This window comes from Arthrobacter sp. PsM3 (assembly GCF_030433895.1).
Taxonomy (GTDB): Bacteria; Actinomycetota; Actinomycetes; order Actinomycetales; family Micrococcaceae; genus Arthrobacter.
The window spans coordinates 20,482-41,455 of sequence record NZ_JARUXE010000016.1 but is presented as its reverse complement, the minus strand read 5'-3'; the positions used below and the strand labels follow the sequence as shown (position 1 = coordinate 41,455).

Below are 20,974 nucleotides of genomic sequence, written 5' to 3'. Positions count from 1 at the left end.
TAACGGTAGGGTGCGTAGTAGTTAGTGAAGCGCCGGCCTGAACAGGCGGTGGTTGCAGAAGGGAAGTACACGTGACCAGCAAGAATCCCCAAGTCGAGGAAAACGACGAAAAGGACCTCGTGGTCGGCGACGGTCCAAAGGACTGGGCCGCCGGCATCCCGGGGGTGCTGCACTCCATGAAGCCCGCGATCGAACATATGGGCTTGAACCGTACGCGCAAGACGGTGCTGGCGATGAACCAGAAGGACGGCTTCGACTGCCCCAGCTGCGCGTGGCCGGACCCGAACCACCGCAAGGCCTTCGAGTTCTGCGAAAACGGCGCGAAGGCCGTCACCTGGGAGGCGACACCGGTGGTCATCGGCCGGGAGTTCTGGGCCGAACATTCCGTCAGTGAACTGCGGAAGCACTCCGAGTACTGGCTGGGGATGCAGGGACGGCTCACTGAACCGGTCCACAAGCCGGCGGGTGAGGACCACTACAAGCCGGTGACCTGGCCCGAAGCGATCCGGATCATCGCGGACAAGCTCAAGGGCCTGGACTCTCCGGACGAGGCAGCCTTCTACACCAGCGGCCGCACCTCCAATGAGGCAGCCTTCCTCTATCAGCTGATGGTCCGCGGCTATGGCACCAACAACCTGCCGGATTGCTCCAACATGTGCCACGAATCGTCCGGCTGGGGGATGGGCCAGACCATTGGCATCGGCAAGGCCACTGTCAGCTTTGACGATTACGCCAAAGCTGACCTGATCATCATCATGGGGCAGAACCCGGGCACCAACCACCCGCGGATGCTGACCGAGCTGGAAGCGTGCAAGGAAAACGGCGGGGAAATCGTCGCCGTCAATCCCCTGCCGGAGGCAGGCCTGCGCCGGTACAAGAACCCGCAGAAGGTCAAGGGCATCGTCGGCCACGGCACGCAGATCGCGGACCAGTTCCTGCATATCCGTATCGGCGGCGACATGGCGCTGCTGCAGGCGGTCTCCAAACGAGTGCTCGAGGCCGAGGCGCGCAAGCCGGGCACGGTGCTGGACCACGCGTTCCTCGCCGAGCACTGCGAGGGCCTGGCTGAGCTGCGCGAGCACCTCAGCCTCCTGGACGATGAGGCGGTCCTGGCAGCGACCGGTCTGCGCACCGAGGAAATCGACGAACTCGCCGCCCGGTACCTGAGGGCCGAGAAAGTCATCATCACCTGGGCCATGGGCATCACGCAGCAGAAGAAGGGCGTGGCCACGATTAAGGAGATCATCAACCTGCTCCTGCTGCGCGGCAACATGGGCAAGCCTGGCGCCGGCGCCTCCCCCATCCGGGGCCACAGCAACGTCCAGGGCGACCGCACCATGGGCATCTGGGAGCAGATGCCGCAGTCCTTTATGGAAGCCCTTGGCGAGGAGTTCGGCTTTGAGCCGCCCCGCGATCACGGCGTGGACGCCGTCGAAACCATCAACAAAATGCGCGACGGCGGGATCAAGGCGTTTGTGGCGCTCGGAGGCAACTTCGTTGGCGCCATGTCGGACACCAACGCCACCGAGGCGGCCATGGAAAGCACCGAACTTTCGGTGCAGATTTCCACGAAACTCAACCGCTCCCACACAGTGACCGGCGCCGAGGCCCTGATTCTGCCCACGATGGGGCGGACGGAGATCGACATCCAGGCGTCGGGGCCGCAGTTCGTTTCGGTGGAGGACACCGTCTGTGCCGTGCACCCCTCCTGGGGCAGTGTCGAACCCGTCTCGCACCACCTGCTCTCTGAGCCCGTGATTGTCAGCCGGCTGGGCAAGGCGCTGGTCGGGGACAGGATCAAAGCCGACTGGGACGGGTTCGAGCGGAACTACGACCTGATCCGGGACCACATCTCACACGTCGTGGGTGGCTGCGAGGACTACAACGAGCGGATCCGGCACGAAGGCGGCTTCGTTCTGGAAAACGGGCCGCGGGATTCGCGCACCTTCCCCACACCGACAGGCAAAGCCGTGCTCACCGTCAACGAGCTGGAGCACGTGGAGAAGCCCGCAGGCACGCTGATCCTGCAGACCATGCGCTCCCATGACCAGTTCAACACCACCATCTACGGCCACAACGACCGCTACCGCGGCATCAAGAAGGGCCGCCATGTAGTCTTCGTAAATCCGGAGGACATCGCGGAGCTTGGTCTGGCCGATGGAATGTTTGTCGATATCAGGGGCGAGTACCAGGACGGCCTGGAGCGTGTGCTCCGCAAGTTCCGGGTGGTCTCCTACCCGACCGCGCGCGGCTGCGCGGCCGCTTACTACCCGGAAGCCAACGTGCTCGTACCGCTGAACCACACGGCCGAAGGCAGCAACACCCCGGTATCCAAGGCTGTGATCGTCAGGCTCGAACGCAGCGAGGACCAGACCCCGGACAGTTCAACTGCCCTGGCGTCCGGCGCGGCCCGGACAAGTTAGGCCCCACCCCCGAGGGACATGCCCAGCCCTAATCGCGCCCGGTGGACATAGTGGCACTATGTCCATCAGTCCGTGCCACGGGAGGGCATGTCCCCCGGGGGTTAATTCCCACTCCACAGGACATGCCCATTCCTGGCCGCGGCCAATGGACACAATGCCACCATGTCCATTCCTGCGCGCAAAAGGAGGGCATGTCCCCCGCGGTGCTGAGGCTACTGGGCCCGCTTGGCCCAGCCCTCTTCATCGGGGCCGCCGGACTCGCCGTGCTCACACAGCTCAATGACCTTGTTGGACGCGGCGTGGACGGCGTCCTGCGTGCTCTTCCGGCCGTCGGTGGACGCGGTTCCCGCGGCGTAGCCGACGATGAAGGCGCTGATGGCATCCGCGTGCGGCCCGACGGCTTTCAGCGACTCGTCCGCGAGCTGGACGATGTTCTCGTGGTCCACTTCCAGATCAAGGATCTGCAGCGCCTGGATCAGGCGGGTACTCCAGTGCCGCAGCGCGCTGTCTTCGTCCCGGGTCAAAGTCATGGTTACTCCTCGTAGTAGGGTGCGTCAGTTGATTAGCTTCCCCACAAGGGTTAGCACCGACACCAGGGTTCCGCAACGCGACACACGAAAATCCGGGCACCAGAAACCGCCGTCCCGGAACTGCGTCAGCTCCACAACGCGACGTGGAACTTCGATCCCCGGCGTTCAAGTCCCCGGGAGCCGCCGGGGGCAACCATCGCTGCTGTCGCGTCGGCGGTGCCGGCGAACCGCTGCAGCGTCCGCGCCATCGTGGTGGTCCGGTGGTTGTTTAGGGTGCTCGCCCACCACAGGCCGGTGACCGGCGTCCCGACGACGGGCAGCCGGACGAGGACCCCGCTCTGCAGTTCGGCGCGGACGATGTGGCCGAGTGCCAGCATGATGCCCTCCCCCGCGCGGACCGCCGCCAGCGCTTCCGTCTCGCTGCTGAGCCGGATGATCTCCGGCACCACCCCCGTCGACGCCAGCCAACGGCCCTCCTCCGAACTGTCCTGGATGCCCGCCGGTCCGGCAAACCACGGCCGGTCCAGCAGCCGGGCCACGGAGACCGGCCCGGGAAGCCGGGACAGCGGATGCCCTGGCGCCGCGACCAGGGTGCGCTGGTAGCGCAGGAACGGAACACAATCCAGGCCCGGATGCGTCCCGTCAGTCCCGGCCGGGGCGACTGGCACCACCGGCCGGGCACCCAGGGCGATGTCGTACGCCCGTTCCTGCAGGAGCGAGGCAAGGTCCTCGGCGGACTTGACCACCACATCCACCGAAGCGCCGGGAACACGTTTGGTGAAAAGGTCCAGCAGCCGGCCGGCCGCATGTTCGGCAAAAGGGGCGGTGGCAGCGATCTTCAGCCGGCCGGCGTCGTTCTTGGCGTGGGACACTTCCCAGCGGGCCTGGTCCGCCAGCCCGACGATGTCCTGGGCATAATCGGCCAGCGCCCGGCCGCCCGGGGTCAGCGCAATGCCGCCTCCGGCGCGCACGAAGAGCGGATCGCCGAGGTCCTGCCGGAGCGCCGTCAAGGCGGCGGAAACAGCGGGTTCGCTGACGCCGAGCGTCTCCGCGGCAGCGTGGAGCGAGCCCAGACGGGCCACGAGGGCGAACGTGCGCAGCTGGCTCAACGTCATCGACACGGGTCATAACCTTTCGCTTATGACGATATTGACACTCCGTATCAGGCAGGGCAAGACTGGCCTGAAATCGGTGCTGCGCGACGTTGCCAGCGCCCTGGCGTGAGGTGGGACTATGCAGATTCCGGCTCCTTTCGACTACGTGCGGGCCACTTCCGTGGACAACGCCCTGGAACTCCTCTCGCGCCACGGCGCGGAGTCACGGGTCATCGCCGGCGGCCACAGCCTCCTGCCGATGATGAAGCTCCGGCTTTCCCGGCCCGAGTGGCTGATCGACATCAATGACCTCTACGAACTCGACTTCATCCTCCGCGACGGCGACAAACTGCGCGTCGGTGCGCTGACGCGGCACACGACACTGCTGGAGTCGGACGAAATTGCGGCGCTCTTTCCCATCGTCCGCGACGCAGAAGCCGTGATCGCCGATCCGGTCGTCCGCAACCGCGGAACCATCGGCGGGTCGCTCTGCCAGGCCGACCCCGCAGAGGACCTGTCCACGGTGTGCGACGTGCTGGGTGCGGAAGCCGTGATCCGGGGACCCGCCGGCGAGCGCATCCTGGCGATGGCCGACTTCCACCGCGGGCCGTATGAAACGGCGGTGGGCCAGGACGAATTGTTGTGCGAGCTCCGATTCCCGATCCGCCCCCGTGCCGGCAGCGCCTACGAGAAGGTCGAACGCCGGGTGGGAGACTGGGCCGTCGGTGCCGCCGGCGCGTCCGTGACCCTTGCAGCGGACGGCACCATCGCCGACGCCGCCGTCGGACTCACCGCCCTCGGGCTTGCCCACACCGTCGCGGAGGCCGCCGGCCTGCTCCGCGGCCAGCAGCCCCGGGAGGAACTTTTCGTGGAGGCCGGACGGCTCGCCGCGGCAGCCTGTGATCCCGTGGCCGACCAGCGCGGCCCGATTGACTACAAACGGCATCTCGCCGACGAACTCACCCGGCGGGTACTGCGGCAAGCCTGTGCCCGCGCCGCGCGGACCCAGGAAGGCTGAAGCGGATGCAGATCAACATGACCGTCAACGGCAACGAAGTCACGTCCGACATCGAGCCCCGTGTGCTCCTGGTCCACTACATCCGCGAGGTCCTCGGCCTGACCGGGACCCACTGGGGATGCGATACCAGCAACTGCGGGACCTGCGTGGTGCTGATGGACGGCCAGCCGGTGAAGTCCTGCACCGTCCTCGCGGCGATGGCTGCCGGACACGACATCCGTACGGTCGAGGGACTCGCCAGCGGCGCCACCCTGGACCCCGTCCAGCAGGGCTTTATGGAGGAACACGGGCTGCAATGCGGCTTCTGCACTCCCGGGATGATGCTGACCGCCCGCGCCCTGCTCGATAAGAACCCGCACCCGGACACCACCGAGATCCGGAAGGCCATTTCGGGCCAGATTTGCCGGTGCACCGGTTACGCCACGATTGTCCGCTCGGTCCAGTGGGCCGCCGCCCACCCGGCCGGCGGCGACACCGACGCCACGGTGGATGAGGTCATCGACGGCACGGACACCGCGGTCGAAGACATCGCAGCGGAAACCCAGGACGCAGAGGTGAAGTCATGACCGTCATCCACGAACGGCCCAGCAATCCGGCGGCCGGCGACGCGGACCGCCCGATCGGCTACGGCCGGATCCAGCGGAAGGAAGATCCGCGCTTCGTCCGCGGCAAAGGCAACTACCTGGACGACATCGTCCTGCCCGGCATGCTGCACGGCGCCATCCTGCGCGCCCCCGTGGCCCACGCCCGGCTGGTCTCCATCGACACCACCAACGCCCTGGCCCACCCGAAGGTCCTCGCCGTCATCACCGGGAAGGACCTGCTGGGCCTCAATCTCGCCTGGGCCCCCACCCTCTCCGCGGATGTCCAGGCAGTCCTGGTCACCGACAAAGTGCGCTTCCAGGGCCAGGAGGTGGCGTTCGTCGTGGCCGAGGACCGCTACGCCGCTCGGGACGCGCTGGAACTGATCGACGTTGAATACGATGTCCTGCCCCCGGTCATCGACGCCAGGAAGGCCCTCGACGCCGATGCCCCAGTGATCCGCGACGAGATCGAGGGCCGGACGGATAACCACATCTTCGACTGGGAGATGGGCGACAAGGCCGAGACCGAGGCGGTCTTCGCGAGCGCCGACGTCGTGGTCTCCCAGGAGATGGTCTACCCGCGGGTGCACCCCGCGCCGATGGAGACCTGCGGGGCGATCGCCGACTTCGACGCCGTGGACGGCAAGCTGACCCTCTACGAAACGACCCAGGCCCCGCACGCGCACCGCACCCTGTTCGCGATCGTCGCCGGGATCCCGGAGCACAAGATCCGCGTGGTGTCCCCGGACATTGGCGGCGGCTTCGGCAACAAGGTCGGCATCTACCCCGGCTATATCCTTGCCGTCGTCGGCTCGATCGTCACCGGCAAGCCGGTGAAATGGGTGGAGGACCGCTCGGAGAACCTGATGTCCACCTCCTTCGCCCGCGACTACATCATGCAGGGCGAGATCGCGGCCACGAAGGACGGCAAGATCCTCGCGGTCCGCACCAGCGTCCTGGCGGACCACGGCGCGTTCAACGCTACCGCCCAGCCCACCAAGTACCCCGCGGGCTTCTTCTCCATCTTCACCGGGAGCTACGACATCAAGGCCGCCTACTGCTCCGTCACGGGCGTCTACACGAACAAGGCACCGGGCGGCGTCGCCTATGCCTGTTCCTTCCGGGTCACGGAGGCCGTCTACCTTGTCGAGCGGATGGTGGACATCCTGGCCCGCAAGCTGGAAATGGACCCGGCGGAGCTCAGGCTGAAGAACTTCATCAAGCCCGAGCAGTTCCCCTACGCCAACAAGACCGGGTGGGTCTACGACTCCGGCAACTACGAGCCGGCCATGCGGCTGTCCATGAAGCTGGCCGGCTACGACGAGCTCCGCCGCGAGCAGCAGGAGAAGCGTGGGCGCGGCGAACTCATGGGGATCGGTATCTCCTTCTTCACCGAAACCGTCGGCGCCGGCCCGCGCAAACACTTCGACATCGTGGGCCTTGGCATGGCCGACGGCGCCGAGCTGCGGGTCCACCCGACCGGCAAGGCCGTCGTCCGTCTCTCGGTGCAAAGCCAGGGGCAGGGCCACGAGACCACCTTCGCGCAGATCGTCGCGGAGGAACTCGGCATCCCGCCGGAGGACATCGACGTCGTCCACGGGGACACCGACCAGACGCCCTTTGGCCTTGGCACGTACGGGAGCCGTTCGACGCCGGTCAGCGGCGGCGCCGTCGCCCTCGTGGCCCGCAAGGTCCGCGAGAAGGCGAAGCTGATCGCCGCGGCCATGCTGGAGACCCGACCGGAGGACCTCGAGTGGGAGAAGGGCCGCTGGTTCGTCAAGGGCGATCCCAGCGCCGGGAAGACCATCTCCGAAATCGCCATGGCTGCCCACGGCACCATGACGCTGCCCGAAGGGGTCGACGGTAATCTCGACGCCGAGGTCACGTACGACCCACCGAACCTGACCTTCCCCTTCGGCGCCTACATCTGCGTGGTCGACATCGACCCGGGCACCGGGCACGTCAAGGTGCGCCGCTTCATCGCCGTGGACGACTGCGGCACCCGGATCAACCCGATGATCATCGAGGGCCAGGTGCACGGCGGACTCACCGACGGCGTCGGGATGGCCCTGATGGAGATCATCGAGTTCGACGCCGACGGAAACTGCCTGGGCGGGTCCTTCATGGACTACCTGATCCCCACCGCGATGGAGGTGCCGGACTGGGAAACCGGCTTTACCGTCACCCCGTCACCGCACCACCCCATCGGTGCGAAAGGCATCGGCGAGTCAGCCACTGTCGGCTCGCCGCCGGCGATCGTGAACGCGGTCGTCGACGCGCTGGCCCCCTACGGCGTGGTCCACATGGATATGCCCTGCACCCCGGCCCGGGTCTGGGCCGCCATGCAGGGCCGGGCAAGGCCGCCGATCTAAGATGACACCCACTGTTGACATCCTTACAGCCCGCGCGAACGACCTTGCCTCCCGCCGTGAGCCTTTTGTGCACGCCACGGTGGTCCGCGCCCAGCATCCCACCAGCGCCCACGCGGGGGACACGGCCCTGGTCATGCCCAGCGGTGAGATCCAGGGCTTCGTGGGCGGCAACTGCGTCGAGTCCTCGGTGCGGGAGTACAGCCTGCAGGTCCTGGCGTCTCAGGAACCGCTGCTGCTGCGCGTGGTCCCCGGCGAGCCGTCCCGCAGCGCCGGGGACGGCGCGGTGGAGGTTTCCAACCCCTGCCTGAGCGGCGGGGCCATCGAGATCTTCCTCCAGCCTCGCATCCCCGCGCCCCGGGTGCTCGTGGTCGGCACGACGCCGGTGGCGCAGGCCCTGGAAACCCTCGGCTCCGGGGTCGGCCTGGCCATGGAACTCACCGACGGTGAATCAGCGGCGCCGCGGGCCGACGATGCGGCGCTGATCGTGGCCTCACACGGCAAGGCGGAGGAGATCGCGCTTGAGGCGGCCCTCCGCGCCGGAGTTCCGTACGTCGCACTCGTGGCGAGCGGAACCCGGGGCGCCGCGGTGCTGGAATCCCTCGACGTCGACCCGGCGCAGCGCGCCCGCGTCTTCACCCCGGCCGGCCTGCAGCTGGGCGCCCGCACCCCCGGCGAGATCGCCCTCTCGATCCTGGCCCAGCTCATCCAGGAGCGGGCGAAGAGCCGGCACACCGGCCCGGCGGCACAACCTGCGCCGGTATCCGCGCCTGCTGCGGCGGCGACGGCGACCGACCCCGTCTGCGGCATGACCGTCGCCGCCAGCGAATCCACCCTGCGGCTCGAGCACAACGGTGCCACCGTGTACTTCTGCTCGCCTGGCTGCCGCGCGGCCTTCCGCAAAGATCCGGAGCGCTATGCCCTCACCCTCTGAACGCCCGCCCGCACCGCACCGGACGGCGGGCCTGGTCCTCGCGGCCGGGGCGTCGCGGCGCCTGGGCCGGCCCAAGCAACTGCTCCCCTACGGCCACGGCGTCCTGCTCGACGCCGTGCTGGCGACCGCCCGGGGCTGCGGCTTCGACCAGACCGTGCTGGTTTTGGGAGGTGCGGCCGGGGAGGTGCAGCGGGCGGTGGACACGACCGGCTGCGAGATCGTGCCCAACCCGGACTCCGGCGGGGGCTGTTCCTCCTCGATCGCCGCCGGCCTCGCCGCGCTCCACCCCGCCACGGACGCCGTGGTCCTGCTGCTCGGCGACCAGCCGGGGGTCCGGGGCGACACCGTCCGGGCGCTGCTGGAGCTCCTGTTCACCGGAGAGCCCGGCAGCGGCCGGCGCGTCCCCGGCATTGCCGTCTGCCGCTACGACGACGGCGTGGGCCATCCCCTGGCGTTCGCCCGGCGGATGCTGCCGGAACTGGCGGCCCTGCACGGCGACAAGGGAGTCTGGAAGCTGCTGGAGCAGCGCGCAGACGAGGTTGCCGCACTCGATATTCCGGGACCGGTGCCGCCCGACGTCGACACGGAAGAGGACTACCGCCGGGCCCTGGCCGCACTCGAAGGCGCGTTATGAATACCGCGGCGCGCACCGGTGCGGAGGAGGATGTCCAGCGGCGGATCCCCGACGTCGCTTCGCTGATCTCGGCTCTGGACCGCAACGACTACCTGGCCGACGTCGGACTGGCCACGGCACTGTTCCTGGCCGTCCGGCTGCCGCAGCCCATCCTGCTGGAGGGCGAGGCGGGCGTCGGCAAGACCGAGGCGGCGAAGGCCCTGGCCCAGCTGCTGGACACACCGCTGTACCGGCTGCAGTGCTACGAGGGAATCGACGCCGGTGAGGCCCTCTACGAGTGGAACCACCAGCGGCAGCTGCTCGGGATCCGGCTCGCGGAAGTCCGGGACGCCTCCGTCACCGAAACCGACCTCTACAGCCCGGAGTACCTGCTGCGGAGGCCGCTGCTGCAGGCGATCGAACATCCCGGGCCGCGCCCCGCCGTCCTCCTGCTGGACGAGATCGACCGCGCCGACGCCGAGTTCGAGGCCTTCACCTTCGAACTGCTCGCCGAGGCCGCGGTCACCATCCCGGAGCTCGGCACCATCCGGGCGACCCACCCGCCGATCGTCATCCTGACCTCCAACCGGACGCGGGACCTGCACGACGCCCTGACCCGGCGCTGCCTCTACCACTGGATCGACTACCCCGGCCCGGAACGGATCGCGGAGATCGTGCGCCGCCGCGTGCCGGCCAGCAGCGGCCCGCTGGCCCTGCAGGCCGCCGCGGTGATCACGAAGCTCCGCACCCTGGACCTCGCCAAAGCGCCCGGGATCTCCGAGGCCATCGACTGGGTCTCCGCCCTCGCCGTGCTGGGCATCGGACAGATCGACGCCACGACGGCGGAACAGACCCTCGGCGCAGTCGTCAAGAACCGCGACGACCTGGAACTGGTCGGCGCCCGCGGGGCCGACTGGCTCGTGGCCGGAACGGGCGGGGGGACCCCTTGATGGCCGGCACCCTGCAGCCCACGGCCGCAGCACTCCCCGCGGTGGAGTCGGCCAGCCTGGCAGCGGCGTTCCTCTCTGCTCTGCGCCGGGCAGGGCTTTCCTGCTCGCCGGACCGGGCGGTCCGGCTGGCCGAGGCCCTGAGCCTGATCCCGCCCAGCGATGCCGACAAGCTTTACTGGGCGTGCCGGGTGGTGCTGGTGTCAACCCGCGAGCAGCTGCCGGTCTTCGACGCCGTCTTCTCCGCGGTGTTCCGCGGCGGCTTCGACCCCGCTGCGCGGTCCGGCAGTCCCGTGGCCCCCGCCGCGCCACCACCCGGCGGCCCGGAGCAGGCACGCACCCGGCCCTCCCCGGCCGAGGACCGCGCCCCGGGACAGGCGCCGCCGCAACCGCGGACGGCGCCCGTGGTTGCCAGCGCAGGACCGGACGGCGGGGACCGCAACACCCCGGAGCGGGAGGCCGTGCTGGCCGTGGCCTCCACAGAGGAGCGGCTGCACCAGATGTCGTTCGCCCAACTCTCGGACGCGGAAGTGCTCGAGATCAGGCGGCTGGCGTCCCGGCTGCTGCTCGCCACCCCCAGGCGACTGAGCCGCCGCACCCGCAAATCAGAGCACAGCAGCGCCCGGCTGGACGTCCGCGCCACGGTCCGCGCGGCCCGGCGCTCCGGCACCGACACCACCCGGCTGTTGTACGCACGACGCCGGGAGCAGCGCCGCAAGCTGGTCATGCTGTGCGATGTCTCCGGGTCGATGGAACCGTACTCCCGGGTCTTCGTGTCGCTGCTGCAGGGGGCGGTGGCAACTGCCGGTGCCGAGGCCTTCGTTTTCTCCACCCGGCTGACGCGCCTGACCCGGCAGCTGGCGCTCCGCGATCCGGACGAGGCCCTGGCCCGCGCCGCGGAAGCAGCCCCGGACTGGGCCGGCGGCACCCGGATAGCCGACAGCATCCGGCACTTCGTCGACGAACACGGCCGCCGCGGCGTGGCCCGCGGCGCGGTCGTGGTGATCTTCTCGGACGGCTGGGCGCAGGAGGACCCCGGAGAGGTGGCGGCGCAGATGGCGCGGCTGCGCCGGCTCGCGCACCGGATCATCTGGGTCAATCCGCGCAAGAGCGCCCCGGGTTACCAGCCGCTGGCGGGCGGAATGGCGGCGGCCCTGCCGTATTGCGATGCCTTCGTCAGCGGACACAACTACACGGCTTTGGCAGAGGTGGCAGCCGCAATCCGCGGCGACGGCCAGCCATTACGCAAGGAAAGAGGGAACAGCTAATGCAGATAGACAGCACTTTCTCGGTCGTCGCACCGATCGACACGGTCTGGGACACCATCATGGACTTCGAGCGCGTGGCCGGCTGCGTCCCCGGCGCCAAGATCCTGAACAAACTCTCCGACGACGCCTACCAGGTAGGCATGACCGTAAAGCTGGGCCCGGTCAACATGCAGTACAAGGGCCTGCTGAACGTCGTGGAGCGCAACTCCGCCGAACACCGGGCCGTGCTGGGCGGCAAAGCCCAGGAAACCCGCGGCCAGGGAACCGCCGAGGCCACGGTGACCCTGCTGCTGGCGGAAGAGCCCGGCGGCACCACCCGGGGCACCGTCAACGCCGACCTGTCGCTGTCCGGCAAGGCCGCGGCAATGGGCAAGGGCGTGATCGGCAGCGTCACCGAACAGATGATGGCCCTGTTCGCCAGCAATCTCCAGGCCCTGGTCACCGCGCCGGCCGCCGGAACTCCAGCCGCCGGACCGTTGGAAGCGGGCGGGGCGCCGGAGCCCGTGCCCGCAGCCGGGCTCGACGCGGAGGCGGAGGCACAGGCGGCCGCGGCCAAGGTCGCCGCGGCGGCTGCCCCGGCTCCGGCGTCCGAACTTCCCGGCCTGCCTCCGAGAGCCCTGCCCGCAGCGGCCCGGCCCGCCCCCGCACCCGCCCGGGCCGCTGCAGCGTCGCCCGCACCGGCGCCGGCCGGCAGCCTGGACGCCCTCAGCCTCGCAAAGGGGATCGCGGCGGAGCAGCTTTCCAGCCCCGGGAAGGTCCTGGCGCTGGTGGCGGTCGTGGCGTGCCTCTCCTACTGGACGGGACGCCTGTCCGCGTTCCGGATGATCCGCGCGATCGGAAGGCTGAAGATCGACCGTGCGTGATGTCCTGGCGGCCATGATGCCGGGCTGGCAGAAGGGTGACACCGCCGGCCTGGCCACCGTGGTGAGCACCTTCAAGTCGGCCCCGCGGCTCCCTGGCGCATCCATGCTCGTCACCGCCGGCGGGGAGGCAACCGGATCGGTCTCCGGCGGCTGCGTCGAGGGCGCCGTGTACGAGCTGGCCACCCAGGTCAGGGAGGACGGCATTCCGGTTCTGGTGCGCTACGGGATCAGCGACGACGACGCGTTCGCCGTCGGCCTGACCTGCGGCGGGATCATCGACATCTTCGTCGAGCCGGTCTCCCGGCGCAGCTTCCCCGAACTCGACGCCGTGCGGCAGGACGTCGCCGGGGAGCGGCGCGTGGGTGTCGCCACCGTGATCGAACACCCGGACGCCAGCTGGCTGGGCCGGCACCTGGTTGTGCGGCCGGACGGCTTCGAGGGCGACCTCGGGTCCGAGCGGGCGAACCACGCCGTGGGCGATGACACCCGGGGCCTGCTGGCCGCCGGCCGCTCGGGCATCCTCAGCTACGGCCCCGACGGGGAGCGGCTGGACGCCGGAATGCGGATCTTCTTCGCCAGCTACGCCCCGCCGCCGCGGATGCTGGTCTTCGGCGCCATCGACTTCGCCTCGGCGCTGGCCCGGCTGGGAACCTTCCTGGGCTACCGCGTCACGGTGTGTGACGCCCGGGCGGTTTTCGCGACCCCCGCACGCTTTCCCGACGCGGCCGAGGTAGTCAACGCCTGGCCGCACCGCTACTTCGCTGAGCAGCTGGACAAGGGCCTGGTGGATGAACGCACCGTGATGTGCGTCCTCACGCACGATCCGAAGTTCGACATTCCGCTGCTGGACGTCGCCCTGCGGGCCCCGCCGATCGCCTTCATCGGTGCCATGGGTTCCCGCCGGACGCACGCCGACCGGATTGCGAGGCTGCGTGAGGCAGGCCTGGGCGAGGAGGCGCTGGCCCGGCTGCACAGCCCGGTGGGCCTCGACCTGGGCGCCCGGACCCCGGAGGAGACGGCCGTGTCCATCGCCGCGGAGTTCATCGCCGAGCAGTGGAGCGGGAGCGGGGAACCACTCCGGGAGCTCGGGGAGCGCATCCACCACGACGAGCAGCATTGACCGGGCACCGTTGATCGGGAACGATCTCCTGCGCTGCGCGCTGACGGCACTGCTGCTGGCAGCGCTGCTGTACGCGGCCTTCCGCGCCGGCCGCAAGTCGGCGGCGGCCACCCGGATCGGTTTTGGACTCCACGCTGCAATGATGGCGGCCATGGTGCTGATGCTCAACCCGGGAGTCCGGTGGGTGGTCCTGCCCCAGATACTCTTCTTCGGCCTCGCCGCATGGTGGTACATCCTCCGCACTGTCTCCCGCCATTCCGTAACCCTGGCCGGGCGGCCTGTTCCCGCCGCCGGGCCCGGGACGGGCCGCAGCCCGGGACCCGCCGGCCGCGGCCGCCTGCTCTACTACGCGCTGACCATGGCTGCCATGGCCTACATGCTCGCGGCCATGGACCTCCGCAGTGACCATGTCCCGGAAGCTGCCGGTATCCAGGCTGCCGGCGTCCAAGCTGCCGGCAGCCTGGGCCAGGCCGTGCACCACGGCGGCGTCCCAGCCCCGGGGCTGGCGCTGCCGGGCCCAGACCAGGGCTGGAGCAGCCAGACCGCGCTGGTTCTGGCCGTGGCGTTCGGCCTGGCGACAGCGGTGTGGACCGTGCACCTGCTCCGGCGGCCCGGCTCCCTCCACGGCCGGCGCCGTGCGGACACCATCCTCGACGTCGTTGGTGCGGCGTCGATGGCGGTTATGTTCGCGGCGCTCACGGCGTGACACCGGCAAGGGCCGCGTGCGGGCCGCGTCCGGGCAATCAGCGGCCGGCGGTTGCCGTCACCGGGGAAAGCAGCTCCCGGTGTTGAGATGACCAGCTGCAGCCGCCTGCCGTGCAAAGCGTCCCCGCCGGCACCGTAGGCGAAGCCGTAGGTGATGACCTGGTCCATCCATTCCTTCAGCACGCCAGGAACCGAACACCAGTGCCAGGGGAACTGCAACACGATGGTGTCATGCTCACGCAAGAGCTCCTGCTCCCGGGCGGCGTCGACGCGTCGGTCCGGGTAGGCGGCTGCGCACTCAAGTCCACGGAATCGGGCGGCGTACTCCGCCGCGGGGACCGGAGGCTGACTGGTGGGCCGGACGTTGGACGGCCGGGCCGCCGTCGGGCGTAAGCTCTTCCCATGGCGAGATACTTCGATGTTCACCCCGAAAACCCCCAGGCACGCTCCATCAGCCAGGCCGTGGAGATCGTCCGTTCCGGTGGGCTCATCGCCTATCCCACCGACTCCTGTTATGCGCTTGGCGCGCAGCTGGGGAACAAGGACGCACTCGACCGGATCCGGGCCATCCGCCACCTCAATGACAAGCACCACTTCACCTTGGTCTGCAAGGACTTCGCCCAGCTGGGCCAGTTCGTGCAGATCGACAACGATGTGTTCCGCAGCATCAAGGCCGTCACTCCCGGCAGCTACACCTTTATCCTGCCTGCCACCAAGGAGGTCCCCCGGCGGCTGCTGCACCCGAAGAAGAAGACGGTCGGCGTGCGCATCCCGGACAACCGGGTGGTCCAGGCGTTGCTGGCCGAGCTGGGCGAGCCGCTGCTCTCCAGCACGCTGTTGCTGCCGGATGAGGACGAGCCGCTGACCCAGGGCTGGGAAATCAAGGAACGGCTGGAGCACGTGGTGGACGCCGTGATTGACTCCGGCGACTGCGGCGCGGAGCCGACCACGGTGATCGACTACTCCAGCGGCGTGGCCGAAGTCGTCAGGCGCGGCATGGGCGACCCGGCCCGGTTCGAATAGCCCCGGTTCGAATACCCCGTTTGGCGGCCTACGCCGTCTCGGTTGGCCCTGCGACGCCCGACGCCCGGTTGCGCACCCAGCGGCGTGAGAGGTCCACTACCGCAACCAGTCCTGCAATGGGCGTGAGCACCGCAGCGGCGTAGACGAACAGCAACCAGGTGAGCGTGGTCAGCATCGACTGGTGGTCGCTCAGCAGTGACAGGCCACCGAAGAGCCCGAGGCCCCAGAACAGGATCACTCCGGCCAGCACCGCCGCCGCGGGAAAGTACTCGTTCGTCACAGTGCTATTCGCAGTGCTCTGAAGGATTTTCAAGGTTTTCATGGACCCTCCTCATGCCTGGCGGTGGGGAATGTCCGCCGGAGTCATCTCAAGTATGAGGCCCGCCGCAGCCGGATTTTCGACGAAAACCCGGCACGTGACGAAGCTAACATCGGGCCATGCGCGCGGTCACCGCTCAGGGAATGAGTGCTTCCTCGTCGGAAAGTTGTTGGACTTCTATCCGCGCGTCTCTGAACCTCGAGAACGGAAGCACCAGAGAGGCCAGGAGGAGGAACGCGGCGGCCGCCCAGAGCGCCGTACCGGTACCCGCGACGGTGGCCATGACGCCGCCCAAGGGGGCTCCGATGACGATCATTCCCCGGTTCACCGAACGCCTCGTGGCACTCATGCTGGCTATGAGCCTGTCCGGCGTCACAGCCTGCTGGCAGCCAATTTCCAGTGGCCCTTCGACTCCCATGGCCATGCCGAATAACAACTGCCCGAAGCTGGCCAGCTCAGTGGTGCGGTTCTGTCAGCGATACGGGTCAGGGCGTGCCGTCTGGCGATCCGCTGCTTCTGCTCAAGCAAAGTATGCCGCTCGGGCGGGACAGGGTCGTATCGGCTCGGAGCCGATGATGGAGACAGAGGTTCGTGATGCGTGTATCAAGCGCGCGTCCGAATACATCTCGCTGTTCGGATCGGTGGATAAGGCGAACGAGCAGGACCAGCGGCTTGTCGCGCACTGGGCGAAGTCGGTTCCGGGTCGCGTCGTTCACGGGCCTCGGGCTCCAAGTCGGGCAGATCGGGGGGATCCTCGCTTGGTACTCCCTTATCCACCTCCGTCCAGAAGACCTTCCGTCCGCTCTGGTCGAGTTCGGGCGCTGCCTTGGCCCGGGAGGAACCCTCCTGACGGGGTTCTTTGATGGTGCGGACGGCGAAGCCTTCCCCCACGTGGTGACCACCGCCTACTTCTGGTCCGCTGATGCCATGGCTGCGAGACTCGTCCGCGCCGGTCTCGAAGTCGTTGCCGTGCAGACGCGGACCGATCCAGGCCGGCGTCCCCAGACGGCGATGATCGCGCGCAGAAGCCCTTCCACGAGCGCCGGCAGGCTCGCTGACGCTACCAGGGGCTCCTTCCTTTCTCCGCCACACGACGCTGGCAGCAAGTACGTGGCGGATGCCGGAGGCGCGTCGACGGTCCGCCAACACCTTCCGGCGGGGCTGATTGACGAGTTGCGGCTCCACATCGCGCCTATCGTCCTGGGAGCGGGCGAGCGGCTGCTGGATGGCGTCGCGAACCTTAAGCTTGAGCCGACGGAAGTGAGCGGGACCCGCCTCGTCACCCACGTGCGCTGTCGGATAATCCACTAACAAGCCGACGCTCAATCGACCGACGTCATTCCGCGGAGGATTCGGCCCCCGAGCGTGCCGTCAACGAGACTTCATCCGGTGCAAACATAGGCGGAAACGGTTGCCCGCGGGGCAGTTTTTGACTGAATTGCTCTCCGAATTTGCAGAGTCAGCAGGAGACTCCGGCAGCGATACGGGGACGAATATCGGGTGGGTGTATTCGCTCGCTGCCAACCAGCCGATAATAAGGAAATGGCGCTCGCTCCCAGGTATCGAGTTCGAAGTTACAGCATGCCGGTTTTCATGGCGGCCGGTGTCGTCCTGCTCGTAGGTGCTGCATCCGGATGCGCTGCTTCCACAGGGAACGGCGAACCGCCGTGTTTCCGCCTTGATTTCTCGTGAAGCCGGCGACTGCGCAAGCCGGGGAGAGAGTGACGGTCACCGCGCCGGATGCTGACTGCAATCCCCGTTACGGCGTCAACGCCCGTATCCAAGTAACCGTCATCGACGCAACGAACGCGAAGGTCATCGACGCAACTGCCCCGATGGATGACGCCGGCGGGTTCACCTACACCTTTGAGGTCCCATCTCAAACGGCCGTCGGCGACGCGGCGGTCACGGCCATACCGTACAACATCGACTGGTGCGATGACACCGGCAAGAACAACCGTGCCGATGGAGCCGCTGCGTCTCTGCAACGGGCGTCGTGTGTGATGCCAATGAAGCCAATGACCATCATCCCGTAGGGGCGGTTGGGCGGAAATCGGCCCGGGCCGGTCCGCATTTCAGGCGCGGTCGTTCGCGTAGTGAAGCAATACCACGCCGTTGCCGAACGCCCGCGTCCCCTCGAGTCTGCAGTCCATCCGGACATCAGGGGCCTCGAACAGCGGCCGGCCCTGACCCAGGACCACGGGAAGGACGAGAATCCGAAATTCGTCGATCAGGCCGTGCCGCAGGAACGTCGCGGCCAGATTGGCGCCGCTAAGGGCGATGTCGCCCCCGGGCTGCGCCTTCAGTTCCGCGATTTGTTCAGGCACGACGTCGTGAATCACCGTGGTGCGCCAGTCCGCACGCGTGAGTGTCCGCGAAAGACAAATTTGGGCATCGCGCGCCAGATCCCCACGAACTCAACCAGTTCCGCCGGCATGTCCGGGTCCTGGTCGGCAGTGGGCCAGTATCCGGCCATCAGCTCATGGGTAACGCGTCCGAACATGAAGGCTCCCACCGTCCGGAGCTGCCCGTTCAAGTGGCGGAGGAGACCGACATCATGAGGATGATCTTGCGCATTCGAATACCCCCGGTGGCGCCGGAAGGCGCGGTGGCCGTCTTCGTGCCTTTTTTGAACGAATAGCTCCCCGGCAGGGCACCTTCGGCGGTTTACGGGTGCTTTTCAGCCGGCGGGGCGCTGGTCGGAGTGGATCGTCACCGTGCCTGCGCCACAACTAAGTACAAGTCCTTCCCCGGAGGACTCGAGGTGGCAGTTCTCGCTGCTGATGGTCCGCGGGCCGGAGAGCTCCGGCGCCTCCCTGTACCACCTGTAGTGGAAGGCATCGAATTCCGTGTAGATATGGACTGCATCGCCATCAAATTGATCCTGGGTGACGATGATCGAGCGCCCGTCCGGGGCGACTTCACGGACAGTAGTCCCGAAGCAGAGGATCAATGAGACCAGCAGAAATGGCCCCACGAACGGGGCTGCGGCAATAGCGGCCACGACTGTTGCCCACCCTGTTGTCACTCGAAGCCAGCGGAGGGGGACCCGGCGAATCAGCGACGGAAGCAGGAGAAGAAGCCCGGCGCAACCGACCAGGCCGCCGACCAGGTAGGTCAGGCCAACTACTGCGGCCCCTTCAATCCCCCAGAAAAAAATGAGCCGCTGACCATCGGGAGCCAGAGGATGTGCCGAGAAGTAGAAGCTCACCCAGCTGGAGATGGCAGCAGCAAAAAAGGAGCAGGGCTGACCCCCAGATATGGTCCCCCAAACGCTCCGCCCTGGCGCATCTTAACCCAGAGCGCAGTGAGGGTTGGGGCCGAATTCTGCCCCAATCCAGGTTCCGCCAGCGTCTTTGCACCTTTGGATCACAGGGTTAGGGTCACGCCTCATCTGGCAGGTGGCGAGGCCGACCAGCAGCAGTGCAGTGACAAGAATCCAAACCAGGCGTCTCTGGCCCCCACGCTTGGTGCGGTTTTCCCCCATTCCCATAACGGGAGTCTATCGTCGGACACGCCAGGCCCGAGTCAGAGGCAATCAGCTCCCTTCAGCCGCAATATTTCTGCATCAAACGCGGGAGAGTCCTGAGGGGTTCAAAGGTGACAGTAAGCCCGGACGGCATTCCGAGTCTACTCATGCACCGCCACATCGCGCCGAGCATGCATCCGGTGCAACTGGGCGTTCCCACGCCGCCCCGATCACCACCGGCGCCGGGCTTCGCCAGGGGCTTGGCGTCTACGCCCAGCAGGCCAGCGCCCGCCAGGCGAAACATGGGCTGCAGGCCAAGGTGCTGACTGCGTTCGCCGCCACGTCCTACTTCAGCACCCAGGCCGGCCCGTGCCCCTCTGTCTGCGTTCCGTTGCCGATGCCCACCGCTGACCCGGTCCTCCTGGCGAGGGCGGCGTACGACCTGCTCCCCCGGATCGACGACGGCGTCAAGTACGTCCGTGCCGGGATCATGGTCACCGACCTGCGCCCCAAAGGCAACCAGGCACCCCTGCCGGTCTTGGAGATCCGCACGAGGAACGCGGCATCGGCTCGATCCTGGAGGAGGTCAGCCGGAAGTACGGCCGGGGTTCGATCGGCCTGGGTCACGCGGGAGTCCGGGGCGGCCCGGACTGGAGCATGAAGCGCGACATGCTGCCCCCCGGTACACGGCGCACTGGGCCGAGGTTCCCATCGTCAAGGCCGCGTAAATGCCTGGTAGGCATTCTCCGGGTCAGGCGGGTTGGCGTCCTCCCCCGTTATTAGACGGCGGCCAGCGCCTGCTGCAGGAAGGAGCCCAGGACACGGCCAGCCTTCTCCTGCAAGCGCCGGGACTCCGCCTCGGCGAGCGGGGTGCACTTGGGCCCATGCAGCCGCTCGCCCAGGTAAAGCAGCGCCGCCAGGACTTCGGAGAGTTCGGTGTTTCCCTCGGCACGCTGCCGCAGCAGCCTCAGGTGGGCGGCCTGAAGGGCCGGTCCCGGGGCGCAACCCAGGTCCCGGTCGAACAGGCGGCGGCAACGCTCGTACGCTGAGAGCCCCTCCACCGGCAGGCTGGCCTGCTCGTATCCCGCGACCAGAAGGGTCCAAGCCCGTTCGTTCAACGGCTCGGACCGGATGGCAGCCTGTGCCAGCGAAATGGCCAGCTGGGGATTGTCGAGGAAGGCCGCAGTCTCTGCCGCGAGAATCTGGGCGCCGACCTTCTCGGCCGCATGCCGCGCCCGCGCTTCCTCTGCCCAGTCAGCCACGAGTTCAAAGCCGAGCAACGGCTCAGCAGCCAGTTCCAGAGCCTGCATGGAGAGCAGGTGGGCCTCGGCCGGCGCCGACTGCCGGGCCGCTTGGACCAGCTGGCGAAACATCGAAAGATCCAGTTCCACAAGTTGCGGGTCCAGGACATAGCCGCTGTTGGCGGTGCGAAGCGGACCCTTCTTAGTGTTGCCGGGCTGGATCGCCCTGCGTATGCCGCTGACATAGCTCTCCAGCGTGGCGATTGACCCATCGCTGGCCTGGGGTCCCCAGAGGATCTCCACGAGGCGTGTCTTGGACACAGGGGTCCCCAGATTCAGCAAGAGAATTTCCAGAATGTGCCGGGCCTTGCAGCCGCCCATGTCTGCCGCCGTGAGCACGGCGTCATTTCTGCGGATCTCGAATGTCCCGAATAATCTGACCGAAATTCCTGGC

Annotated in this window: 21 protein-coding genes and 2 pseudogenes; 15 read left to right on the top strand and 8 right to left on the bottom strand. The window is 67.9% G+C overall.

What is annotated here, in order from left to right; all coding sequences use genetic code 11:
* Nucleotides 1-71: 71 nt before the first annotated feature.
* The gene (locus QCD75_RS10430) at nucleotides 72-2,423 is read left to right on the top strand and encodes an FdhF/YdeP family oxidoreductase (protein WP_301228300.1); all 2,352 of its coding nucleotides are present in this window, start codon (nucleotides 72-74) and stop codon (nucleotides 2,421-2,423) included.
* Between the two features lie 212 nt (nucleotides 2,424-2,635).
* On the opposite strand, the gene QCD75_RS10425 is transcribed toward QCD75_RS10430, so the two are convergent.
* Both QCD75_RS10425 and QCD75_RS10420 read right to left on the bottom strand, forming a co-directional pair.
* Nucleotides 2,636-2,953 carry a DUF6457 domain-containing protein gene (locus QCD75_RS10425; protein ID WP_301228298.1) on the bottom strand — a complete coding sequence of 106 codons (318 nt, stop codon included), beginning with the start codon at nucleotides 2,951-2,953 and terminating at the stop codon, nucleotides 2,636-2,638.
* A 125-nt stretch (nucleotides 2,954-3,078) separates the two neighbouring features.
* Nucleotides 3,079-4,068, bottom strand: a complete 990-nt coding sequence (locus QCD75_RS10420; protein ID WP_301228390.1) for a LysR family transcriptional regulator — start codon at nucleotides 4,066-4,068, stop codon at nucleotides 3,079-3,081.
* 118 nt (nucleotides 4,069-4,186) lie between these two features.
* On the opposite strand from QCD75_RS10420, the gene QCD75_RS10415 reads away from it, so the two are divergent.
* The 10 genes from QCD75_RS10415 to QCD75_RS10370 are packed head-to-tail and all read left to right on the top strand — an operon-like array spanning nucleotide 4,187 to nucleotide 14,469.
* Nucleotides 4,187-5,065, top strand: a complete 879-nt coding sequence (locus QCD75_RS10415; RefSeq protein ID WP_301228296.1) for an FAD binding domain-containing protein — start codon at nucleotides 4,187-4,189, stop codon at nucleotides 5,063-5,065.
* Nucleotides 5,066-5,070: 5 nt separating this feature from the next.
* Nucleotides 5,071-5,631, top strand: coding sequence for a (2Fe-2S)-binding protein (locus QCD75_RS10410; RefSeq protein WP_301228294.1), 561 nt, complete (start codon nucleotides 5,071-5,073; stop codon nucleotides 5,629-5,631).
* Nucleotides 5,628-8,021: an aerobic carbon-monoxide dehydrogenase large subunit gene (locus tag QCD75_RS10405; protein ID WP_301228292.1), complete on the top strand. Its 2,394-nt coding sequence runs from the start codon at nucleotides 5,628-5,630 to the stop codon at nucleotides 8,019-8,021. The genes QCD75_RS10410 and QCD75_RS10405 overlap by 4 nt, the downstream gene beginning before the upstream one ends.
* Nucleotide 8,022: 1 nt before the next feature.
* Entirely contained in the window at nucleotides 8,023-8,952 is a 930-nt protein-coding gene (locus QCD75_RS10400; RefSeq protein ID WP_301228290.1) for an XdhC family protein, read from the top strand.
* Nucleotides 8,936-9,586: a nucleotidyltransferase family protein gene (locus tag QCD75_RS10395; RefSeq protein ID WP_301228288.1), complete on the top strand. Its 651-nt coding sequence runs from the start codon at nucleotides 8,936-8,938 to the stop codon at nucleotides 9,584-9,586. The genes QCD75_RS10400 and QCD75_RS10395 overlap by 17 nt, the downstream gene beginning before the upstream one ends.
* Nucleotides 9,583-10,515: an AAA family ATPase gene (locus QCD75_RS10390; protein WP_301228286.1), complete on the top strand. Its 933-nt coding sequence runs from the start codon at nucleotides 9,583-9,585 to the stop codon at nucleotides 10,513-10,515. The genes QCD75_RS10395 and QCD75_RS10390 overlap by 4 nt, the downstream gene beginning before the upstream one ends.
* Nucleotides 10,515-11,780, top strand: coding sequence for a vWA domain-containing protein (locus tag QCD75_RS10385; RefSeq protein ID WP_301228284.1), 1,266 nt, complete (start codon nucleotides 10,515-10,517; stop codon nucleotides 11,778-11,780). Before QCD75_RS10390 ends, QCD75_RS10385 begins: the two co-directional genes overlap by 1 nt.
* Nucleotides 11,780-12,643: an SRPBCC family protein gene (locus QCD75_RS10380; protein ID WP_301228282.1), complete on the top strand. Its 864-nt coding sequence runs from the start codon at nucleotides 11,780-11,782 to the stop codon at nucleotides 12,641-12,643. The genes QCD75_RS10385 and QCD75_RS10380 overlap by 1 nt, the downstream gene beginning before the upstream one ends.
* Complete coding sequence (locus tag QCD75_RS10375) at nucleotides 12,636-13,763, top strand: XdhC family protein (RefSeq protein ID WP_301228280.1); 1,128 nt, start codon at nucleotides 12,636-12,638, stop codon at nucleotides 13,761-13,763. Before QCD75_RS10380 ends, QCD75_RS10375 begins: the two co-directional genes overlap by 8 nt.
* Nucleotides 13,764-13,773: 10 nt before the next feature.
* A complete protein-coding gene (locus QCD75_RS10370; RefSeq protein WP_301228278.1) occupies nucleotides 13,774-14,469 on the top strand; it encodes a DUF5134 domain-containing protein in 696 nt (231 codons plus the stop codon).
* 32 nt (nucleotides 14,470-14,501) lie between these two features.
* Here the strand turns inward: QCD75_RS10370 and QCD75_RS10365 are convergent.
* A pseudogene (locus QCD75_RS10365) lies at nucleotides 14,502-14,894 on the bottom strand (NAD(P)H-dependent oxidoreductase); the annotation flags it as partial.
* Between QCD75_RS10365 and QCD75_RS10360 the strand changes: the two are divergent.
* On the top strand, nucleotides 14,871-15,491 hold the full coding sequence (locus QCD75_RS10360; protein ID WP_226762233.1) for an L-threonylcarbamoyladenylate synthase: 621 nt from the start codon (nucleotides 14,871-14,873) through the stop codon (nucleotides 15,489-15,491). The pseudogene QCD75_RS10365 and the gene QCD75_RS10360 overlap by 24 nt on opposite strands.
* 28 nt (nucleotides 15,492-15,519) lie before the next feature.
* Here QCD75_RS10360 and QCD75_RS10355 read toward each other — a convergent pair whose 3' ends face one another.
* Together QCD75_RS10355 and QCD75_RS10350 are read right to left on the bottom strand one after the other, a co-directional pair.
* Nucleotides 15,520-15,813: a hypothetical protein gene (locus tag QCD75_RS10355; protein ID WP_301228275.1), complete on the bottom strand. Its 294-nt coding sequence runs from the start codon at nucleotides 15,811-15,813 to the stop codon at nucleotides 15,520-15,522.
* A gap of 133 nt (nucleotides 15,814-15,946) precedes the next feature.
* Entirely contained in the window at nucleotides 15,947-16,159 is a 213-nt protein-coding gene (locus QCD75_RS10350; protein WP_301228273.1) for a hypothetical protein, read from the bottom strand.
* A gap of 542 nt (nucleotides 16,160-16,701) precedes the next feature.
* On the opposite strand from QCD75_RS10350, the gene QCD75_RS22365 reads away from it, so the two are divergent.
* Both QCD75_RS22365 and QCD75_RS10340 read left to right on the top strand, forming a co-directional pair.
* On the top strand, nucleotides 16,702-17,121 hold the full coding sequence (locus QCD75_RS22365) for a dihydrofolate reductase family protein (protein WP_441005466.1): 420 nt from the start codon (nucleotides 16,702-16,704) through the stop codon (nucleotides 17,119-17,121).
* Nucleotides 17,122-17,531: 410 nt separating this feature from the next.
* On the top strand, nucleotides 17,532-17,846 hold the full coding sequence (locus QCD75_RS10340; RefSeq protein ID WP_301228271.1) for a hypothetical protein: 315 nt from the start codon (nucleotides 17,532-17,534) through the stop codon (nucleotides 17,844-17,846).
* 39 nt (nucleotides 17,847-17,885) lie between these two features.
* On the opposite strand, the gene QCD75_RS10335 is transcribed toward QCD75_RS10340, so the two are convergent.
* The gene (locus tag QCD75_RS10335) at nucleotides 17,886-18,137 is read right to left on the bottom strand and encodes a dihydrofolate reductase family protein (RefSeq protein ID WP_301228269.1); all 252 of its coding nucleotides are present in this window, start codon (nucleotides 18,135-18,137) and stop codon (nucleotides 17,886-17,888) included.
* Between the two features lie 353 nt (nucleotides 18,138-18,490).
* Complete coding sequence (locus QCD75_RS10330) at nucleotides 18,491-18,814, bottom strand: hypothetical protein (protein ID WP_301228267.1); 324 nt, start codon at nucleotides 18,812-18,814, stop codon at nucleotides 18,491-18,493.
* Nucleotides 18,815-19,490: 676 nt separating this feature from the next.
* On the opposite strand from QCD75_RS10330, the pseudogene QCD75_RS10325 reads away from it, so the two are divergent.
* A pseudogene (locus QCD75_RS10325) lies at nucleotides 19,491-20,007 on the top strand (DUF4113 domain-containing protein); the annotation flags it as partial.
* Nucleotides 20,008-20,058: 51 nt separating this feature from the next.
* Here the strand turns inward: QCD75_RS10325 and QCD75_RS10320 are convergent.
* Nucleotides 20,059-20,901: an AfsR/SARP family transcriptional regulator gene (locus QCD75_RS10320; RefSeq protein WP_301228388.1), complete on the bottom strand. Its 843-nt coding sequence runs from the start codon at nucleotides 20,899-20,901 to the stop codon at nucleotides 20,059-20,061.
* Between the last annotated feature and the right edge of the window lie 73 nt (nucleotides 20,902-20,974).